This window comes from Methylotenera sp. G11 (assembly GCF_000799735.1).
Classification (GTDB): Bacteria; Pseudomonadota; Gammaproteobacteria; order Burkholderiales; family Methylophilaceae; genus Methylotenera.
Map to the genome: position 1 here is coordinate 256,457 of NZ_JUHH01000001.1, position 18,823 is coordinate 275,279.

17 protein-coding genes are annotated in these 18,823 nt (G+C 53.6%); 5 read left to right on the forward strand and 12 right to left on the reverse strand.

Annotated elements, in window-relative coordinates:
• Positions 1-2 precede the first annotated feature (2 nt).
• Positions 3-1,124, forward strand: coding sequence for an ABC transporter permease (locus tag GQ51_RS01200; protein WP_047553494.1), 1,122 nt, complete (start codon positions 3-5; stop codon positions 1,122-1,124).
• A 139-nt stretch (positions 1,125-1,263) separates the two neighbouring features.
• Here the strand turns inward: GQ51_RS01200 and GQ51_RS01205 are convergent, their stop codons facing one another.
• The 12 genes from GQ51_RS01205 to GQ51_RS01260 all read right to left on the reverse strand — a co-directional run bounded on the left by GQ51_RS01205 (position 1,264) and on the right by GQ51_RS01260 (position 15,199).
• Positions 1,264-2,358: a PilT/PilU family type 4a pilus ATPase gene (locus tag GQ51_RS01205; protein ID WP_047548779.1), complete on the reverse strand. Its 1,095-nt coding sequence runs from the start codon at positions 2,356-2,358 to the stop codon at positions 1,264-1,266.
• A gap of 152 nt (positions 2,359-2,510) precedes the next feature.
• On the reverse strand, positions 2,511-4,628 hold the full coding sequence (locus GQ51_RS01210) for a tetratricopeptide repeat protein (RefSeq protein ID WP_047548783.1): 2,118 nt from the start codon (positions 4,626-4,628) through the stop codon (positions 2,511-2,513).
• 33 nt (positions 4,629-4,661) lie between these two features.
• Positions 4,662-5,894 carry an FAD-dependent 5-carboxymethylaminomethyl-2-thiouridine(34) oxidoreductase MnmC gene (gene mnmC / locus GQ51_RS01215; RefSeq protein WP_047548788.1) on the reverse strand — a complete coding sequence of 411 codons (1,233 nt, stop codon included), beginning with the start codon at positions 5,892-5,894 and terminating at the stop codon, positions 4,662-4,664.
• On the reverse strand, positions 5,884-6,606 hold the full coding sequence (gene mnmD / locus GQ51_RS01220) for a tRNA (5-methylaminomethyl-2-thiouridine)(34)-methyltransferase MnmD (protein ID WP_047548790.1): 723 nt from the start codon (positions 6,604-6,606) through the stop codon (positions 5,884-5,886). The genes mnmC and mnmD overlap by 11 nt, the downstream gene beginning before the upstream one ends.
• 7 nt (positions 6,607-6,613) lie before the next feature.
• A complete protein-coding gene (clsB, locus tag GQ51_RS01225; RefSeq protein ID WP_047548792.1) occupies positions 6,614-7,768 on the reverse strand; it encodes a cardiolipin synthase ClsB in 1,155 nt (384 codons plus the stop codon).
• 5 nt (positions 7,769-7,773) lie between these two features.
• Complete coding sequence (locus GQ51_RS01230; protein WP_047548795.1) at positions 7,774-8,529, reverse strand: endonuclease/exonuclease/phosphatase family protein; 756 nt, start codon at positions 8,527-8,529, stop codon at positions 7,774-7,776.
• Positions 8,530-8,580: 51 nt separating this feature from the next.
• A complete protein-coding gene (gene trhO / locus GQ51_RS01235) occupies positions 8,581-9,552 on the reverse strand; it encodes an oxygen-dependent tRNA uridine(34) hydroxylase TrhO (protein WP_047548797.1) in 972 nt (323 codons plus the stop codon).
• Between the two features lie 73 nt (positions 9,553-9,625).
• Positions 9,626-10,435 (reverse strand): formylmethanofuran dehydrogenase subunit C, encoded by an 810-nt coding sequence (locus GQ51_RS01240; protein WP_047548800.1) that lies wholly within the window; start codon positions 10,433-10,435, stop codon positions 9,626-9,628.
• Positions 10,436-10,639: 204 nt separating this feature from the next.
• Positions 10,640-11,545 (reverse strand): formylmethanofuran--tetrahydromethanopterin N-formyltransferase, encoded by a 906-nt coding sequence (gene fhcD, locus GQ51_RS01245; RefSeq protein ID WP_047548802.1) that lies wholly within the window; start codon positions 11,543-11,545, stop codon positions 10,640-10,642.
• Between the two features lie 18 nt (positions 11,546-11,563).
• Positions 11,564-12,223 carry a pyridoxamine 5'-phosphate oxidase family protein gene (locus GQ51_RS01250; RefSeq protein WP_047548805.1) on the reverse strand — a complete coding sequence of 220 codons (660 nt, stop codon included), beginning with the start codon at positions 12,221-12,223 and terminating at the stop codon, positions 11,564-11,566.
• A gap of 10 nt (positions 12,224-12,233) precedes the next feature.
• The gene (locus tag GQ51_RS01255; RefSeq protein WP_047548807.1) at positions 12,234-13,919 is read right to left on the reverse strand and encodes a formylmethanofuran dehydrogenase subunit A; all 1,686 of its coding nucleotides are present in this window, start codon (positions 13,917-13,919) and stop codon (positions 12,234-12,236) included.
• Positions 13,916-15,199, reverse strand: coding sequence for a formylmethanofuran dehydrogenase (locus GQ51_RS01260; protein WP_047548810.1), 1,284 nt, complete (start codon positions 15,197-15,199; stop codon positions 13,916-13,918). Before GQ51_RS01260 ends, GQ51_RS01255 begins: the two co-directional genes overlap by 4 nt.
• A gap of 138 nt (positions 15,200-15,337) precedes the next feature.
• Between GQ51_RS01260 and ndk the strand changes: the two genes are divergently transcribed.
• From ndk to GQ51_RS01280, 4 genes are all read left to right on the forward strand, one after another.
• Complete coding sequence (gene ndk / locus GQ51_RS01265) at positions 15,338-15,742, forward strand: nucleoside-diphosphate kinase (protein WP_047548819.1); 405 nt, start codon at positions 15,338-15,340, stop codon at positions 15,740-15,742.
• A 219-nt stretch (positions 15,743-15,961) separates the two neighbouring features.
• Entirely contained in the window at positions 15,962-17,065 is a 1,104-nt protein-coding gene (rlmN, locus tag GQ51_RS01270) for a 23S rRNA (adenine(2503)-C(2))-methyltransferase RlmN (protein WP_047548822.1), read from the forward strand.
• On the forward strand, positions 17,062-17,823 hold the full coding sequence (gene pilW / locus GQ51_RS01275) for a type IV pilus biogenesis/stability protein PilW (RefSeq protein ID WP_047548825.1): 762 nt from the start codon (positions 17,062-17,064) through the stop codon (positions 17,821-17,823). Before rlmN ends, pilW begins: the two co-directional genes overlap by 4 nt.
• A gap of 14 nt (positions 17,824-17,837) precedes the next feature.
• Complete coding sequence (locus GQ51_RS01280; protein WP_047548828.1) at positions 17,838-18,812, forward strand: helix-turn-helix domain-containing protein; 975 nt, start codon at positions 17,838-17,840, stop codon at positions 18,810-18,812.
• The last annotated feature ends 11 nt before the right edge of the window (positions 18,813-18,823 follow it).

Genomic DNA, 18,823 nt, shown 5'->3' on the forward strand with positions numbered 1-18,823 from the left:
CGATGCGGCGCATCTGGAATGTTTACAGGCTGGGAATCAAGGAGCTGCGCAGCCTCGGGCATGACACGATACTGCTGGTGCTGATCGTCTGGGCGTTTACCGGTGCGATTTATGCCATTTCAACCGCAGCTTCGCAGGAGCTGCATAATGCGCCGATCGCATTTGTTGATGAAGACCAGTCTAACCTTTCCGCACGCATGATCAGTGCTTTTTATGGCCCGTATTTCAAAAAGCCGGTCATGATCAGCGAAAACCAGATTGATCCTGGGCTGGATGCCGGCATCTATACCTTTGTCGTCAATATCCCGCCAGATTTCGAGCGTGATGTGGTGGCTGGCCGCAGCCCGGATATCCAGGTCAATATTGACGCCACGCGGATGTCGCAGGCTTTTATCGGTGCCGGGTATATCCAGAATATCATCAACGGTGAAATCTCGGGTTTCCTGCAAGGCTTCCGGAAAGATGCGACGCTGCCGGTCAGCCTGAATACACATGTTAAATTCAACCCCAATTTAAGCAGTGCATGGTTCAGCAGCATCATGGAGATCATCAATAACATTACCATGCTTTCCATCATGCTGACCGGCGCCGCGCTGATACGTGAGCGTGAACACGGCACGCTGGAGCACCTGATGGTGATGCCGCTGAATGCCGCCGAGATCATTCTCGCCAAGATATGGTCGATGGGCCTGGTGGTGCTGGTGGCAGCATGGCTATCGCTGCAGTTCATGGTCAAGGGCGTTCTGCATGTGCCGGTGCAGGGGTCGATCGCATTGTTCATGTGCGGCGTCTTTCTGCACTTGCTTGCGACGACTTCTATCGGTGTTTTTATGGGGACGGTTGCCCGCAATATGCCTCAGTTGGGATTGCTGATGATACTCACGGTGCTGCCGCTGCAGATGCTGTCGGGCGGCGTGACCCCCAGGGAAAGCATGCCGATCGTGGTGCAGAGCCTGATGCAGGCTGCGCCAACCACGCATTTTGTCAGCATGGCACAGGCGATTCTTTACCGTGGCGCCGGTTTTGAAGTGGTATGGCCCAGCTTTGCCGCGGTTTTTGTGATCGCCGTGGTCTTTTTCACCCTGTCGCTGGCGCTATTCCGCAGAAGCCTGGCTTCTGCGTGACAGCGATTTGTCCTGTGCTATCGCTACCTTATTGAATAGTTTGTCATTTATTTACGCAGCCTGGATACCAGCCTCCGCTGGTATGACGCATAAGTGGTCATGATTAGATCATTGGACTATTTGAAAAAGCAGCTAAAATTCAGCCACTGAAGCCGCCGCGGCTGCCTTCTGCTGCAAAGCGGATTTTCAGTGACAGGTCATTGCGCGAATCTGCGTTGGCCAATGCATTATCCTCATCGATTTTTCCGCTGGAAAACAGCTTGAATAAAGACTGGTCAAAAGTCTGCATGCCGATATCCGTGTTCTCGCCCATGATTTCCTTGATTTCACTCATCTTCTGCTTCTGGATCAGCTCCGCCATATAAGGGGTATTGATCAGGACTTCGGTCGCAGCCACGCGTTTGCTCTGTTTCCCCGGAACCAGACGCTGCGAGATAATGCCGACAAGGTTCATGGACATTCCCAGTAGCAGGCCGGCCCTGCCATCTTCAGGGAAGAATGAAATGACACGCTCCAGCGCCTGGCTGGCATTGTTTGCATGCAGGGTCGCCAGGCACAGGTGCCCGGTTTCGGCATAGGCGAGTGCGTTTTTCATGCCTTCCATATCCCGTACCTCGCCGATCAGGATCACATCCGGCGCCTGACGCATTGCGTTTTTGAGGCCATTCTCGAACGATAATGTGTCGATGCCGACTTCGCGCTGGTCCACTACGGATTTCTTGTGCGGATGAACGAACTCGATCGGGTCTTCAAGCGTCAGGATATGCCCGTTTGAAGTTTCATTGCGGTAGTCGATCATCGAAGCCAGCGTGGTGGATTTGCCGGAGCCGGTTGCACCTACTACCAGTAGCAGGCCACGTTTGCGGGTTACCAGTTCCTTGAGGATCGCAGGCAACCCCAATGTGTCGATGGAGGGGATTTCGGTTTTGATATGACGAATCACCATGCCAACTTCGCCGCGTTGCCTGAACACGTTGACACGGAAACGGCCAATATCGTTTTTACTGAGTGCAAAGTTGCATTCCAGCGTGGATTCGAATTCACGGATCTGGTCTGCACTCATGAGCGAGTAGGCGATTTCCTTGATCATGCCAGGTGCCATGGGCTGGTTGTTAATCGGGATAGTATCGCCTTCTATTTCGATATGGATGCTGGCGCCGGTACTGAAAAACAAATCTGAACCGCCCTTATCCAACATGAATTTTAAAACCGGGGAAATATCAATGGCTGCCATAAGTGTGTCCTGAAACTATTTTTAAGTATTATTGTTTTCGTCACAGCCTTGCTTATCGATTCATTGGCTGTGCGCTAAAGTTAGCATGACTTTAGCATATATTTTATATGCTTCGCCAAGCCGGAATTTCGATTTTGCCGGTTGCAGGCACTTTAACCCCGGTTGAAATATGCATGCCACATGTCTTCGTAAATAGCTTCTAGCGATCTGGCGAAGCTGGCGGTATCGAAGAGTGGGGAAGACATTTTCTCCGCAATCAGCTTTTGCCGCATGGGTGCAAGAAGTTGCGGGTTACAGGCCAGATGCAGTGCTTTTGCTTCGTAATCCTTCAGCGAACCGGTCACCAGCTCGTCTAAACCTGCTGCTTTGAGCAGGCTGCCCGCAACCCGAGAGGCGAAGGTGTCGCCTGTGCAGGTCAGTACCGGCAAGCCCATCCACAGCGCGTCGCTGCAAGTGGTATGTGCATTGTAGGGCAGCGTGTCGAGAAACAGGTCAGCATGTGTATGCCGGGCCAGGTGGCTTGCCAGGGAAACACGCGGCGCAAAGATCAGGCGCTCAGCTGCGATACCGTACAGTTCAGCCTGTTCGATCAGGTTCTGCCTGGCCCAGCGGTTGCAGTCCAGCAGCCATAGCACGCTGTTCGGCACCGCGTTGAGCAGGCGCATCCATATATTGAAAAAATCGGCGGTGATCTTGAATGTCTGGTTGAAGCAGCAGAACACAAAGGCATCATCCGGCAGAGCGCAATCAGCGCGTGGCGGTATTGGATCGACAGGGCGCTTGCGATCATTGGGCTGGTAGCTGTGGGGCAGGGCGGCCAGCTGTTCTGCATAATTGCCGGCGGCTTCGGGCAGCGTAATGAAGTGATCCGTCAGCAGGTAGTCGAACAGGGGGAGGCTGACCATGCCGTCCTTGGTGAAACTGCCCATGGTTCCCGGAAACCCCAGCCAGCTGACGCTCACGGGCGCCGGGCGCAGAGCGACGATGCCGCAGCGGCTGTTCTGTGTGAAGCCGGTCAGGTCTACCAGAATATCAATGTCGCAGTCATGTATTTTCCTGGCGGCATCGATTTCAGGGAGGCAACGGATATCATGAAACGCATCAAAGGCTTTTTCTATGCGTTTCCTGGCGTCGGTACCATCATCCGCGCCATAAGAGAAACCGATGATTTCGAACCGGCTCCGGTCATGCAGTTCCAGCAGTTCGCTGATCAGGAACGCAAGCGGATGCAGCCTGAAATCCGCTGACATATAAGCGATCCTTATCTTTTCCTGGCCAGGCTTTTTCTGGTGTTGAAAGTTGAGCTGCCTGCCATGTTCAATCAGGGAGGCGTAGCGGTTATTGACCCAGTTGTCCGCACACAGTTTCTGTTCTTCTGCGGTGGTGCCGGGCATCGCCAGGAATGCAAACGGCGATATCTGGGCTTGTGGCCGCGTTCTTACCCAGTTGCGGATTTCGGCAATCTCCGTATCAAGGTCATTCCAGTCGCAGATATGCTGTTTCTGGTGAACCAAATGCACCTTGGCATGGTAGAGCTGCGGATTGAGCGCCAGTGCCTGCCGGTAGCTGGCAATCGCGAGGTCGAGCTGGCCTGATTCACGCTGCACATTGCCCAGGTTGTTGTAAATATCCGCATCATCGGGCGTAAGCTGAAGCGCTTTGGCATACTGCCTGGCGGCTTCCGCCGGTTTGCCGAGTTCGCGCTGGGCGTTGCCCAGGTTGTAAAGAGTGGCGGCATCGTGTGGATTGCATTGCAGCGCCTCCTCAAAACAGGCTTCAGCCCGTGCGAAGTCGCCGAGGCTGTGTGCCTGGTTGCCAAGACTGGTCAGGCAATGGCACAAAGCCTCGCGCACCTCATCATTTTTTGGCATTGCACGCAGTATACGGCGATAGTAACCGGCGGCTTCTTCATGGCGGTCCAGCGTGAGCAGGGTGTTGGCAAGGTTGAACTGGATGTCCAGGTCTTTAGGCTGCAGCAGCACTGCCTGCTGCAGGCTTTTGACTGCGGCTTCCGGCTGGCTGGCGGCTCGCAGGCTGAGCGCGTAATGGTTCAGGTAGTCCGTGTTTTTCGGATGGATTTTCAAAGCCTGTGAAATCGCGCTGACCGCCTGCCCTGCGCGGCCGGTCTGGTAGAACACGACACCCAGCATGTGCAGCGCATCGGCGTGTGCCGGGTTTGACTGGAGTACCCGCTGGTAAAGCGATTCTGCCTGCGCCAGCTGCCCGGCACGGTGATGGTTGACGGCGGTGAGATATAGAGTTTGTGACATGCCTTGATTTTAACCTGAATTCCGGCATTGGCTTCAAGCAGGCATCATTTTTGCCAGGCGCTTGAGGCCCATCTGCCTGAGCTGGAAGCGGTTGGGGTTAAGCAGCCCGGCAAGCGCGTCCGGAACAGGCAGCGCCTGGCCGAGCGCCATGCATGCGATCAGCTCCGCGCATAATGGTGCAGTAGTAAAGCCTTTGCTGCCATGGGCAATATTCATGTATAGCCCATCGACCCATGGCAGCGAGCCTGCATTTGCATTGGCGCGCGGCGGGGCATGGTTCAGCTTGCCGGCATCCAGCAGCTGGCCTGCCAGCGGCCAGTAATCCATCGCGGCACAGCGCAGCGATACACGGCCGCCAGTGATATGGTCTTTAAGTTCTGCATGCAGCGAGCCGGAGATGTGATGCAGTTTTTCGAGATTAGCCAGGTGATCCTGGTTTTCAACGGTGAATGCGCCCAGGGTATTTTCACCTGCGGCGATATTGGAAAAAGTGGCTCCCAGGCAATGCAGCTGTTCGGCGTGCCTGCGGTATGTGGCCGGGCTGAGGTAGCCATCGCTGCATACGATCTTTTGCAAAGGCCTGCTGGCGCCGGTGGCGCTGACCAGGCTCACTTGCCCGCGCACGGCCTGAATGTTGAGCTGCAGTTCCGGGTACAGCTGCCTTGCACTGTTTGCATTTGCGATGACGACAATATCCGCCGTGTGTACGCTGTTTTGATTGCTGATGACTTCAAACGAATCATTTATTTTGCGTATGCTGAACACATTTTCATGTGTCGCGGTGGTGATGTTTTCATGCCGGGTCAGGCGTCGGCACAGCTGCTGCGGGTTTACCCAGGCTGCGTCGGGGAAATGCAGCGCATCGTGTTCGATGTCGATCCCGGCCAGTTCACTTGCCTGAGTCCGGTCTGCATACTCCACAATGCTGCTGGCGTGGCCTTGTGCCGCCACCTTGCGGATGCGCGCCGATTCTTTGGGGTTGAAACCTAATTGCAGCATGCCGCAGCAATCAAAGTCAGCTGCCGGCAAGCCTAATGAACGATATAGCCGCAGGCTATGCAAATAAGCAGCCAGGGCAAACTCGGTGGCTGAGTCACTGCTGTTCAGGCGCGGGTAAAGCATCGCCAGCGGATTGCCTGAGGCCTCGCCGGCAATCTGCGCGTTGCGCTCCAGCAGCGTGACTTCCAGGCCGCGCTGCGCGAGTGCGTAGGCCGTGCTGCAGCCGGCAATGCCGCCGCCGATAACGATCGCATTTTTAGCTGCCATGGCCGTGCCCGATAAAGTAGCCGGTGATCATTTCACGTTTTCTGCCAAATCCCGGTATTTTAACTACCTTGAACCCTGTCGCAGTGAGTCCGCGCCTGACGATGCCGGCGCTGGTAAAAGTGGCGAATGTGGTTTGCGGATGTGAAAGCCTTGCCATTTGGGCAAATAACGCAGGTTGCCACATGTCAGGGTTTTTGGCAGGTGCGAACCCATCAAGGAACCATGCATCGGCTTTTGTGCTGCACCCGGATAAACAGGCAGTTGCATCCCCGAACAGTACCTGTAGCTGTACGCGGTCATTAAAAAGGCTCGCCGTACCTGTTTCCAGCAGCGTGTCATAGTGCGTGAGCAGTTCACTGGCCATCGCATGCAGGGGCTGCCAGTGCAGCAGTGCTTTGTGCATGTCAGCGGCGCCCAAAGGGTGTTTCTCTACGCTGATAAAGTGCAGTGCCGCATTGACCGGGGCATGTGTCAGCCAGGCCCTGCACGCACATAGAAAGTTTAACCCGGTGCCGAACCCGGTTTCCAGGATGGTGAAGGTGTCGCCTGGCAGCTGCTGCCAGCGGTTAACAAGCGCGTTGCCCTGTATGAAAACATGCTCGGTCTCAAGCAGGCCATCGTCACTGGAAAAATACACGTCATTGAATGCCGGTGAGTAGGGCAGTCCATCCCGCCATTCTAATGCTGCCTGGGTGATTGGTTTTTGCGTCATAGTGAAATCAGTGTTCGTTCTTGTGGCCGATAATGCCTAACAGAAAGCGTACGGCGCCGTACGCGATCCATGATGCGATACGTTTGACGATGCTGGCTTTCACCCACTCCTGCGGGGTGATTGCAAAGCTGCCATTTTGGATCAGGGATTCGATGTCGGCATGCAATTCCGCCGCAAACGGCTGGTCCTGGATGATCACATTCGCCTCGCGCGCCAACAACAAACTAAAGGGATCGATATTGGATGAGCCTATGGTGGCCCAGTGCGTATCGATCACCGCAACTTTGCTGTGCATGAAGCTTTTGCGGTATTCATGGATTTCGATGCCGTTACTCAGGAACTCATTGTAGAAAGCATGCGTTGCAAACATCAGGAAATACTCTTTGCGGCCTTGCAGCAGCAGCCTGACTTTGACACCGCGTTTTGCCGCACTGATCAGCGCCTTGCGGAACTTTCTGCCGGGGATAAAGTAGGCATTGGCGATCAGGATTTCCGTATGTGCGGCTTTAATCGCACGCAGGTAGGCACTCTCGATGTCGCGGCGGTGCAGGATGTTGTCGCGGATGACAAAAGCCGCCTTGATGTTGCCTGTGCCGTGATACTTGTGGTGGCTTTCCTTGATGGGCGGCACGTACAGGCTATGCAGGTGCATCCATTCCAGCCGTCGCCAGAGCTTATGCACGCTGGCACTGATCGCGGGCAGCAGGTTGCCTTCGATCCTGACGGCATAATCGATCCTGGGCGGCGTCTGGTGCGGCGAGTTATGGTCATCAATGATATTGATGCCACCGACAAAAGCGATGCGGCCGTCAATGACCGCTACCTTGCTGTGCAGGCGGCGCAGGCGGTTCTTCTTTAAGGTCCATGGCGAGATCTTGGGCCGATAGAACATCAGCTTTACCCCGGTATCCCGCATGGTCTGCACATACCGGCTGGGCAGGTGCTGGGAGCCGAAGCCATCGAGCAGGACATTGACACTGACGCCGCGCTGCGCCGCCTGCATCAATGCATTGCCAATGCGGATACCGGAAACATCGGGTTCGTAGATATAGGCCTGCAGGTAAATTTCCTTAGCTGCGTTCCGGATCGCCAGTTCCAGCGCAGGGAAATATTCAACGCCGCTGCGCAGTAGCTTGATGTCATTTCCGCCGATGAAACGCATGTTTCCTATACCGCCCTGGCTAAAGTCGCAGAAAGCAGGGCATGGTCGGATAGCTTGAGGAAACGCGGCCCGGCATGTACTTCAACGTGCTTGACATGAAAACCGCGTATATAGATACGGTCCAGCCTCAGGATAGGCAGCCATGAAGGAAAGCTGCGTGCCGGCCGGCCGGCATGATGTTCGAACACTTCATGCAGCTGGGCATTTTCGGCAAATATCCTGCCGGCACGCGTACCCCAGTCGTTGAAATCGCCGGCCACGATCAGCGGCTCATCTGGCGGTATGTGCTGCCTGATATAGTCTGTGACCATGAGCAGCTGCTGGCGCCGCCAGTGCGCGAACAAGCCCAGGTGCACGCAGATGGTGTGCAGTGGTTTATCCCATTTCGGCATATCTATCACGCTGTGCAGCATGCCGCGTTCCTCGGTGATGTGTGCTGAAATGTCGGTATTGGTAGAACGGATAATCGGGAATTTTGAGAGCAGTGCGTTGCCGTGGTGACCGGCAGGGTAAACTGAATTCTTGCCGTAAGCGTAGTCATTCCATATCGCATCGGCCAGGAACTCGATCTGGCCTGCGTCCGGCCATCCGGCAAAGCGTTTGCTGTGCTCGGAATGCTCATCGCGCACTTCCTGTAAAAACACCACGTCTGCATGCAGTTTCCGCAACAGTTCGCGCTGATGGTGCAGCGAGAATCTGGCATTGAAGTGGGTGACACCTTTATGGATATTAAAAGTCGCAATACGTAGCGTGTTGTGCAAGATCGACTCTCTAGGTTGGATTTACATTGATGGCCTGCCTGATTGGATCAATCAGTCTTCCGCATCCGGACTGCTGCTTTTATGTTTCTTCAGCACCTCGGCTGCTTCTCCTATATGCGACTTTCCGCGCTGCTTGGCTAACTGCACCTGTTTCTGGCGTTCTTTAAGCCGGGCACGTTTGTCTGCCGAAACTTTATCATAGCAGTGCGGGCAGGATATGCCGGGCTCGTACCTGTCACTTTTCATTTCTTCAGGAGACAGTGGATGGCGGCAGGCGTAGCATTGGTCGAACTCGCCAACTTCAAGGTTATGTTTGACGGCTACGCGCTGGTCGAACACAAAGCACTCGCCCTGCCACAGGCTTTCGGCTTCGGGTATGGTTTCCAGGTATTTAAGAATACCGCCCTGCAGGTGGTAAACCTCATCGAAGCCCTGGTCCAGCATGTAGGACGACGCTTTTTCACAGCGGATGCCGCCGGTGCAGAACATGGCTACCTTTTTGTGTTTGGTTTTATCGAAATGCTGTGCCACATATTCCGGAAACTCCCTGAAAGTTGTGGTTTTCGGGTCGATGGCTCCCTTAAAGGTGCCGATGTCGACTTCGTAGTCGTTGCGCGTGTCTATCAGCACTACCTCCGGGTCAGAGATCAGCGCGTTCCAGTCTTCCGGTTTTACGTAGGTGCCTACTTTTTTGGTCGGGCTGACGCCAGGCACGCCCAGGGTGACGATCTCTTTCTTGAGCTTTACTTTCATGCGGTAAAACGGGTGCTCGTCCGCGTAAGACTCTTTGTGTTCCAGGTCAGAGAACCGGCCTTTAAACAGGGGGTCTGTGCGCAGGTAATCCAGGATTCTATGTATATCGTCGGGCAGGCCGGCGATGGTGCCGTTGATGCCTTCTTCCGCCAGCAGCAGGGTGCCTTTGATGCTGTTGGATTTGCATGCCTCAAGGACAGGCGATTGCAGATCCCTGAAATCAGGCAGGCTTACAAATTTATAAAGGGCGGCGGTTAAATACTTAGGCATAGTGAATTCGATAAAACGGGTAAAACGTCATTCTAACAGAGGCACCCCTGTCATGACTGATAATACTTGTACATCAGGCACTTAAAATCAATATCTCACCGTTGCCGCCGTATGCGCTGTCGCCCACAAAACGCTGTGCGCGCAGTGAGTTCAGTGCGCTGAAGCTGGTGTTGTATTTTGAAAACGATTTGAACAATAAGTTTAGGAACGGCAAGGTATGTATGCCGCAATCCTGCATGGTGGCATGCAGCTGCGGTTTTTTCTTTAACAGCAAAGTGCCGCGATGCATGTTGAATGCCGTGTAAACGCCCAGGTCGCCAAGTACGCCGATGGTGCCTGCGATCATGCGGCTGCCGCAATAATCGCCGGCATTGCCTTCAATCAGGATCAGGCCGCGCCGCATCTGGTCGCCGGCACGGTCACCGGCATTGCCTCTGACAATCACCGTTCCGCCCAGCATGCCTTTGCGCGAACCTTCAGAACCGGCACCTAAAAAGTCACCGGTATTGCCGTTGATGGTTAACAGGCCGCCCCGCATATTGCTGGCGGCAAATGCCGCGGTATTGCCTGTGCAGAGTATTTCGCCGTTTCTCATGCCGGAACCAAGGTATGCCCCGGCATCACCTTCAACGGTGATGCTGCCGCTGCTCATGCCGGCGCCGATATAATCAAGTCTTGCCGTGGCATTTTTAAAGCAAAGCTGCTGCGTATCGCTGCCGCTGATTTCAAAAACATCAGCCGCCCGTAATGGATGCTTATCGGATGTCAGGCTGATGCTGCCGATCTCGGCCGCGGTTTTTCCGGCCAGGTTATCCGGCGTTAAAGCACTGCAGTTAATGCTTTGCTGCAGGTTTTGTTTCAAGGTAAAGGTTAATGCATTCATAATAACTCCGTCATGCCAGCGGAGGCTGGCATCCAGACAAGTCTCGTTACTAGGAGTTTTGCTGTATTCATAAAATTCATATTGTAAATTTCAAGGTTAGTGCATCAAAGATGCTCATTGCAATTTCACCCTGACTGGATACCAGCCTTCGCTGGTATGACGAATTGTGGGGTGATTTTAGAAATCTGAAATACGGGATAAGCATTAACCAGTCTTTTTCAGGATTTCATGTAAATTAAACAAATGCGGTCCCAGCTTGCCGCCATAGTTGCCGGCGGAGATGCGCTTGACGCCGCTGGCAGGGCCCAATGCACAAATGGCTTCAATGCCTGCTTTCATCGATAGCGCAATATCGTCAAAGGTCAGGCCGTCGATCACGATTTCCATCACGCTTTCGATTTCGGGCGATAGTTCGCTGTTGGTAACGCCTTTGAGGGTGGGGCAGAACGCATCATTGGTGGAGGCGAACATGCTTTTGTATTTGCTGCCGACTTTAGAGCCGGAGCGCACTACGCCGCCGGGGAAGGGCATGATGACGTTGGGTATTTTTTTCATGGCGTCAATCGCAGTTTCGGCTGCGGCTAATGCCGCCGGCTGCGAGGTGGCCAGAATCAGGAAGTTGCCGCCGCCGATGGCGCGCACCATGCCGGTGGTTTCTTCGGTCAGGAACTCGCCATCCATGACCGGTATGCGCCAGTAACGTTTGCCGGCGATGAGTTTCGAGGTCTGGTAGCCATCACCGAAGTAGCGCAGGTGTTTACCCAGGCTGATCATGTCTTCACTTGCAATGCCGGAAAATGCCGCTGCGGTAGGGCAGGTCAGGATGCATTGTCCCATGCGCGTTTCCAGCTGCTGCATCAGCACTTTGCTGCCCATGGCAAACATCAGGATGCTGACGCCTGGCCTGCCGTCCGGCGTTTCTTCCGCGGTCATTTCCCGCTCGATGCCGGCTTCAACACCGCAGCCGATCACCGAGGTGGCAAAGCCGGTCATGGCGTTTGCGGCATGGTATGCCCATTTGTGATTCTGGGCGGTGATGATGACGCGGGTGCCGCGCATATTGAATGCTTCGGCAAAGGTGTCGTCGATTTGTATGCTGTTCAGTAACATAAGTATAGGGTTCTGGGTTTAAGCCGTCGGGTCGCCCGATTTGATTTTTTCTATCCATTCTTCAATCTGAATGGTGCCGGTTTTTTCCACTTTTTTCAGGTCAGCTTCAGGAATCACATCCTGCATCAGGTCGATGCGCTTCCATTCCGCCACCGGGGTTTCGCATGCGGCCCTTGGCACATAACGCGAATCGCGCACTTTGGTGCGCTGATGGATGTAGCGCGGGCAGTTCTGCCATAGTTCGGATAAGGTCACGCGCACGATGAACTCCGCTTCTTTGTATTCCTGCATCAGCGGGTCGGTGCGGGAAACGGTGGCCGTGCCCTGCACCCGGATGCGGTGCGGTGTTTCGAATGAGATGAACAGTAGCCCGACCTGCGGATTGGTGCTGATGTTGCCCATGGAAAAAAACATGCCGTTACCATCGTAACTAGGGAAAACCAGGGTCTTGCTGTCAATCACCTTCACAAAGCCGGCATCGCCGCCTTTATAGGAAACGGTAGGGCGACCCTGGTGGTCGACCGTGGACAGGAAAAACATATCCATATGCTCGATGAAACCTTTTGCTTCATCGTCAAATTCGGTTTTACAGGCAATATCTTCAACGCGGTCCGCCATTTTGCGGGTGCCGAACTCGTCCTGGAATTTGCGATGCTGCTCGCCGTACAGTCTGCTCATCATTGATCCTTTATTTTTTGTTGTTGTGATGCGCGACAACCTGGCCGCGGCCATCGCTGCTGATTTCATCATCACTGATTTTAAAATTATCCATCTGCATGGTCTGGTAGCGATCGAAATACTCTTTCAGGTCTTTTTCCACGCCGATATCAAATGCCGGTTTTGCGGTGTGGGTCACGCCCCATACCACTTTGACGACGCGGCCGTCTTTAACCGCCAGGTCGCCATTCTTGAAGACATAATCCGGTTTGCTGAACATGGCTTCGCGGTCGGCCTGGTCGGTATATACGGTAATGTCAGCCGCGGCACCTGTACCCAGGTGGCCGCGGTCATGCAGGCCGATCAGTTTGCCGGCGCCGGCACGGGTCATGATGGCGATCTCATACAGGCTGTATTCGCGATCCAGACTGGTCAGGTTGCTCATGGCTTGCGCATCCAGGTTCAGCTTGGCAAAGGCTTCGTTCCTGAAGGTCTTGTCCATCAACAGACGAATCAGGTGCGGGTAGCTGGTAAACGGTGCGCCGTTGGGGTGGTCGGTGGTTAAGAAGATGCGCCACGGGTCTTCCACCGAGAGGAATAACTCCAGGCCAATCGCCCATTGCAGGGCGTTCACGTAATTCTGGTCACGGTATTTGAATGGCAGCACACCGCAGCCGGCGTCGCATTCAATATCCATGATTACCGATTTTTTCGGGTTCGCATGTTTTGCATTCAGGTGCTGCATCATGGAGTCGCCGGAGGCGGTCACAGTTTGCCCGAACAGGATCTGCCCGACATCGGTGGTGATATGCTTGTTTTTATTGATGGCCTCGGCAATCTGTGCCGCAGCGGATGAAAACTTCTTGTCGCCTTCCGTGCCGTAGCTGTGGAACTGGATGTGGGTGAGGTGCATAGGCAGGCCGCTGCTGGCACTCATGGTGTCTAAAGTAGTGGCAAAGTTGCCCGCAGCCCCGAGGTTGTTGCAATGCACATGCAGCGGTTTGGCAATGCCAAGGTCATGCACGGCACGGCTTAAGCTTTGCAGGATTTCACGCGGCGTGACCTGGTAGTGCACATTGTTTTCATCCAGGTTCAGCCTGCGCTGGTTGAATTTGAAAGCATTGATGCCGCCGGGGTTAACGACCTTGATGCCGATAGCCTGCGTCGCATGCAGTATCCATGCAACATAGTCATTGATGGCTTTCTGGTCTTTTTTTGCCGCTAGCATGCGCAGGAAGTAATCATCATTGCCCAGCATGGCGTAGCCGCCTTTGTCTATCATCGGCGTGTCACCCATTTCCAGGTGTGCCTGGCGGGCGTTGACCGGGGAGATTGCAGGCTCGAATGCTGCGGTATAACCCATTTCGATATACCTGAAGCCGGTGTCGGTCGTGCTCGGTGTTGCATGGTGGCTGCAATGCGGCGTGCAGATGTGCGCTTCCGGCTCGCTCAGGTTTTTGATTTCCTGCCGCTGCTTTTCCTGATATTCCGGCAGCATCATGCGTGCAATGTTGATTTTGCCGCCGCCGATATGGCTGTGCATGTCGATCGCACCTGCCATGACCACTTTACCGCTCAGGTCAAAGGTCTGGCTGATTTTTTCTGTGTCCGCAGGTTTTGCGATGATGCGGCCGTTATGGATGTAGATATCCTCAATCACGCCATTTTTCTGGTGTGCAGGGTCATAGATTCTGCCGTTCTTAAGCAGGGTAATCATGCTGTAGTCTCACTCAAAAGCTGTGCTTCAATTTTTGCCATGACTTCATTCAGGCTGGGCAAACCGCTGTCACGCACCTTTTTCAGCGGCAGCGTGATGGAGCTGTCCATGCGGAACATCAGGCCGGCATGGTCAACACCGGGGATTCCTGTCGGAATGAACACATCGGGGACGTGCCCACATTGAATATCCGGGTGGCCGATCACGATCGCAGGGGGTTGGGTTTCCGGCACCTTATGCGGATTGAACGTGCTGATCCACATGACAGCATCGCAGCTGTCCAGCTGTTTTTGCGTCGAGAAGTGGTATGTGTCATATTCAGGTATGCCGTTGCGGTAGCGGCTTCTGGTCGGGTAGCCCGAGAGCCATGTGCTCACGTTGTTGACCGAGCTGTCGCCGTCCCCTGAGTTCAAAGGCAGGCCAGCGGCGCGAGTGCTCTCGTTGAGCTTGCTGACCAGCTGTACGATGCTCTGGATGGCCAGTTCCGCATGCGGGATTTTCAAGGCGCCGGCTGACCATACGATGACTGCGTATTTTGCGGCTTTTAATTTCTCTATCAGTCCGGTCAATGTTTCCGGTGCAATGCCGGCGATGTGATCAGCGTTTAATTTCTTTCCGCTCAGCAGGGCGTTAAGCGCATTGATGACTTCCGGCAGCTGGCTTGTGGCGGCGGGGATGAGCGTCGGCGCCTTGCCGTCAGGTGCGACATTCGCTTTTGCCGTTTCAGCCGGTGCCCCCAGGAAAATGAGTTCCGGTGTTGGCTTGCTGAAGAGCTGGTCGGTGTTCCACGCCAGCTTTTCAAAAAAACGCGGGTGGCTGCCGGTAATGTCGGTGCCGATGGCCAGTATCAGGTCTGCGCGGTTTTTGATTTCAGAAAGTGTAGTGGTGAGCCATCCGCTGTTCTGCATGGTGCGGGTATTGTTGACGGTCCCTTCGCTATGCATATGGTCCAGCGTGGCATTGGTTTTTTCTGCAAGGCTGGCTACTGCGCGCATGCCCTGGACTTCAGTTCCCAGCCCGGCAAATAAAGGCTGCCTGCTTTTGCTTAATATCCGCGCAGCTGCAATGATTGCATCTTCCAGGCTGGCTGGTTTGCCTGCCAGCAGCGGGGTGGCGGATGCTGGAGTCGCCAGCGCCCGTTCGAAAAAGCGGATGCCTTTGGTACAGCCGTTTTGCATGGACAATGCAGGATTTGTACTCAGGCTGACATCGTCACACAGCAGGCCACATGCAGGGCAGGTTATGCTAATCGGTACGTCTTCGAGATTGCTATTCTTCATGTTGATATTAATTTTGCCACATTGAGCGGCTATTCTAAACCTGTTTTATTAAAAACTAATCTTAAAAGTTGGTTTATTTTAAGTGCTAAAAATGGTATTTTAACGGTCTTTTCAATAAGTAAACTTAACGGAGTAGTTATGGCAATTCAACGTACGCTTTCTATCATCAAACCTGATGCAGTTGCAAAAAATGTGATCGGTAAAATTTACACGCGTTTTGAAAACGCCGGCTTGAAAATCGTTGCTGCAAAAATGGCGCAATTGACTCAGGCTGAGGCTGAAGGTTTCTATGCTGTGCACAAAGAGCGTCCTTTCTTTGCTGACCTGGTTAAATTCATGATCTCAGGCCCAGTGATGATTCAAGCGCTGGAAGGCGAAAACGCAGTTCAGGTTAACCGTGACCTGATGGGTGCTACCAACCCTAAAGAAGCGGCTGCCGGCACTATCCGTGCTGACTTTGCAGAAAGCATCGACGCTAATGCCGTTCACGGTTCTGATTCTGCTGAGAATGCAGCGATCGAAATCAAATACTTCTTTGGTTAATCGTTTTATTTAGCCACAGATGTAACCGTGAAGGTCATCAACACCCCACTAAAGGGCTAAGTCAGTGTATGGCTTGCCTGTAGAATATATGCACTAAAGTGCATTTTCACATGTCCAAGCCCTAAGTGGGGGGCGTGACACACAGATAAGCACGGATAAAACCAGTTCTGAGATTGTAGTTTTGTTCGTGTGTTCCATTATTAATAGCAGGTATCAACTTTGGTCAATTTACTCAATTTCAATCAGGCACAGCTCGCACAATGGTTCACGGAACATGGTGAAAAGCCTTTTCGTGCCAAGCAGTTGATGCGCTGGATGCATCATTTCGGCGTGCATGATTTTGAGCAGATGACCGATATTGCCAAAAGCCTGCGCGAAAAACTCACAAGAGAGGCAGAGATTGTCCTGCCTGCCGTGCAGCACGAACAAGTATCCAGTGACGGAACCCGCAAATGGCTGGTCGGCACCGATGCCGCCAACAGTATCGAAACCGTGTTTATCCCCGAGGATGACCGTGGTACTTTGTGTGTTTCGAGCCAGGTTGGCTGTGCGCTGGAATGCACCTTCTGTTCGACTGGCCGCCAGGGCTTCAACCGTAACCTGAGCGTATCCGAGATTATCGGCCAGTTGGCAATCGCTGACCGCTCATTGCGTCAGGAAAGCGGCTACGACCTGTTGCCGCCCGGTGAGCGCATCATCAGCAACGTGGTGATGATGGGTATGGGTGAACCGCTGGCTAACTACGATAATGTAGTGACCGCGATGCAGATCATGCTGGATGACAGCGCTTATGGATTAAGCCGCCGTCGCGTGACCCTTTCAACCAGCGGGCTGGTGCCTGCAATGGACAGGCTGAAAGAAGACTGTCCGGTTGCCCTTGCTGTTTCGCTGCATGCGCCAAATGATGCGCTGCGCGATGTGATTGTCCCGATCAATAAAAAATATCCGCTTAAAGAGTTGATGGCTGCCTGCAACCGTTATCTTGAAAAAGCGCCGCGCGATTTTGTCACGTTTGAATACGTCATGCTGGATGGCGTCAATGATACCGTCGAGCATGCACACCAGCTGCTTGAGCTGGTCAAGAATGTATCCTGCAAGTTTAATTTAATCCCTTTTAATCCTTTTCCCAATAGCGGGTATGAGACTTCCAAGCCCAGCCATGTCAGGGTATTCCGTGACATTCTGATGCAGGCCGGATATGTCGTGACCGTGCGCAAAACCCGCGGTGAGGATATTGATGCCGCATGCGGCCAGTTAGCTGGTAAAGTGCTGGATAAAACAAAACGTACTTCCAAGCGAATTCCAATTGAGGCGGTTGAATGAATAAGATAAGTTTTAGCAGGCTGGTTCTGATAGCGTTTATTTCAATGCTGGCTGCCGGTTGCGCCAGCCAGCAACAGCAGGAAGCTGCTGACCGGAACCTGAGGGAGCGCGCGCGTTCCCATACGGATCTGGGAGCGGCCTATTACCAGCAGAAGCAATTGGATATCGCGCTGGAAGAGTTCTCCCTCGCTGCGAAAATTGATCCTAATTACGGGTTGGCCTATAACGGCCTGGGGCTGGTCAATGCTGCGCTGGGCCGTGATGATCTGGCTGAAAAGAATTTCCAGAGAGCGTTGCAGATCGAGCCCGGAAATTCCGAGTCACATAATAACTTCGGTAGTTTCTTATGCTCCAGAAACCGGATTGATGAGTCGATAAAAGAGTTCATGGCAGCAGTCAGGAACCCGTTGTATGTAACCCCGGCGGTTGCTTACACGAATGCCGGCATTTGCTCTGTGCGCAAGCAGGATGTTGCAAATGCCGAGATTTACCTGCAAAAGGCTTTAGAGTTGGAGCCGTTAGCTTCAACCGCTGCATACCAGCTTGCTTTGATCCAGTTTAACCGTGATGATGCGGCCAAAGCTAAAACTACATTGCAGAATGTGGTGTTGAGCCAGCCAACGCCTGAGAATTTATGGCTGTCCATACTGATTGCGCGCAAATTGGGCGCTAAAAACGATGAAGCCAGTTATGCGCTGCAATTGCGCCGTCAGTACCCTAATTCAGAGCAGGCAAAGCTGCTGGCTAGCGGTAAGTAGGGACAGGAAGCGTTATGGCTGAATTACAGGAAATGGAAAAAGAAGCAACGGTCACTGAACAGCAGGATCAACCGGTAACATTGGGGCAGGTTTTGCAGGCGGCGCGGGTAGCCAAAGAGCTTTCATTGCAGGATGTTTCCGATAACCTGCGCTTCAGTGTCAAGCAGATCAGCGCCCTTGAAAACGGGCAGTATGATTTGCTGCCTGATGCAATGATCACACGCGGATTTATCCGCAACTATGCAAGGCTGCTGGAACTGGATGCAGAACCTTTGCTTGTAAGCTACCGTCAGTCTGTGGCCTCTGAAACAGACCGGGGCATTACTGTGCGGTCATCCATGCGTCCGGTGCAGCTCACTAAAGAGAGTCTGCCCTGGCTGAAATACATGCTGGCCAGTATCCTGGTGCTGCTGTTCCTGCTCGCGTGGCTGTTTTATGTGGATTACATGCCTAAAACTCCAGCGGTTGCGGTCGATAAAGCCCCTGAAGTCGCTGCGGAAGCCGCACCTGTTGCTGAGCCTTTGCCGGAAATCGCTTTGCCGGCCGCACAGCGCGAGACTGAAAGCGCAGTCTCCGTGCCTGATCTGCAGGCAGATCCCCAAGCTGCTTTAAACACCGCTGCACAGCCCGCAACTAATGCTGCTGATGTAAAACAGCCATTGGGTACGGTTACACAGGCTGACCTGAAACCGTTAGCGCCGTCGATTGTACCGAGCCAGCCACCTGCCGCCGCCAGCCCGGTTAAACCTGCCGATAAAACCGTCACCATGGTTTTCACCGCAAAAACCTGGGTGAGCGTGACGGATAAATCCGGTAAAGTGGTGTTTGAGAAAATGACCCGCAGCGGGGATCAGGAAACGATCAATGCAGTGCCGCCACTCAACGTGGTGATCGGCAATGCGAGCGGTACTAAATTAAATTTTGGCGGCAAGGATATTGATCTTGCCCCCAATACTAGAGATAACGTAGCACGTATTACTTTGGAGTAGCTGTTGAGCTT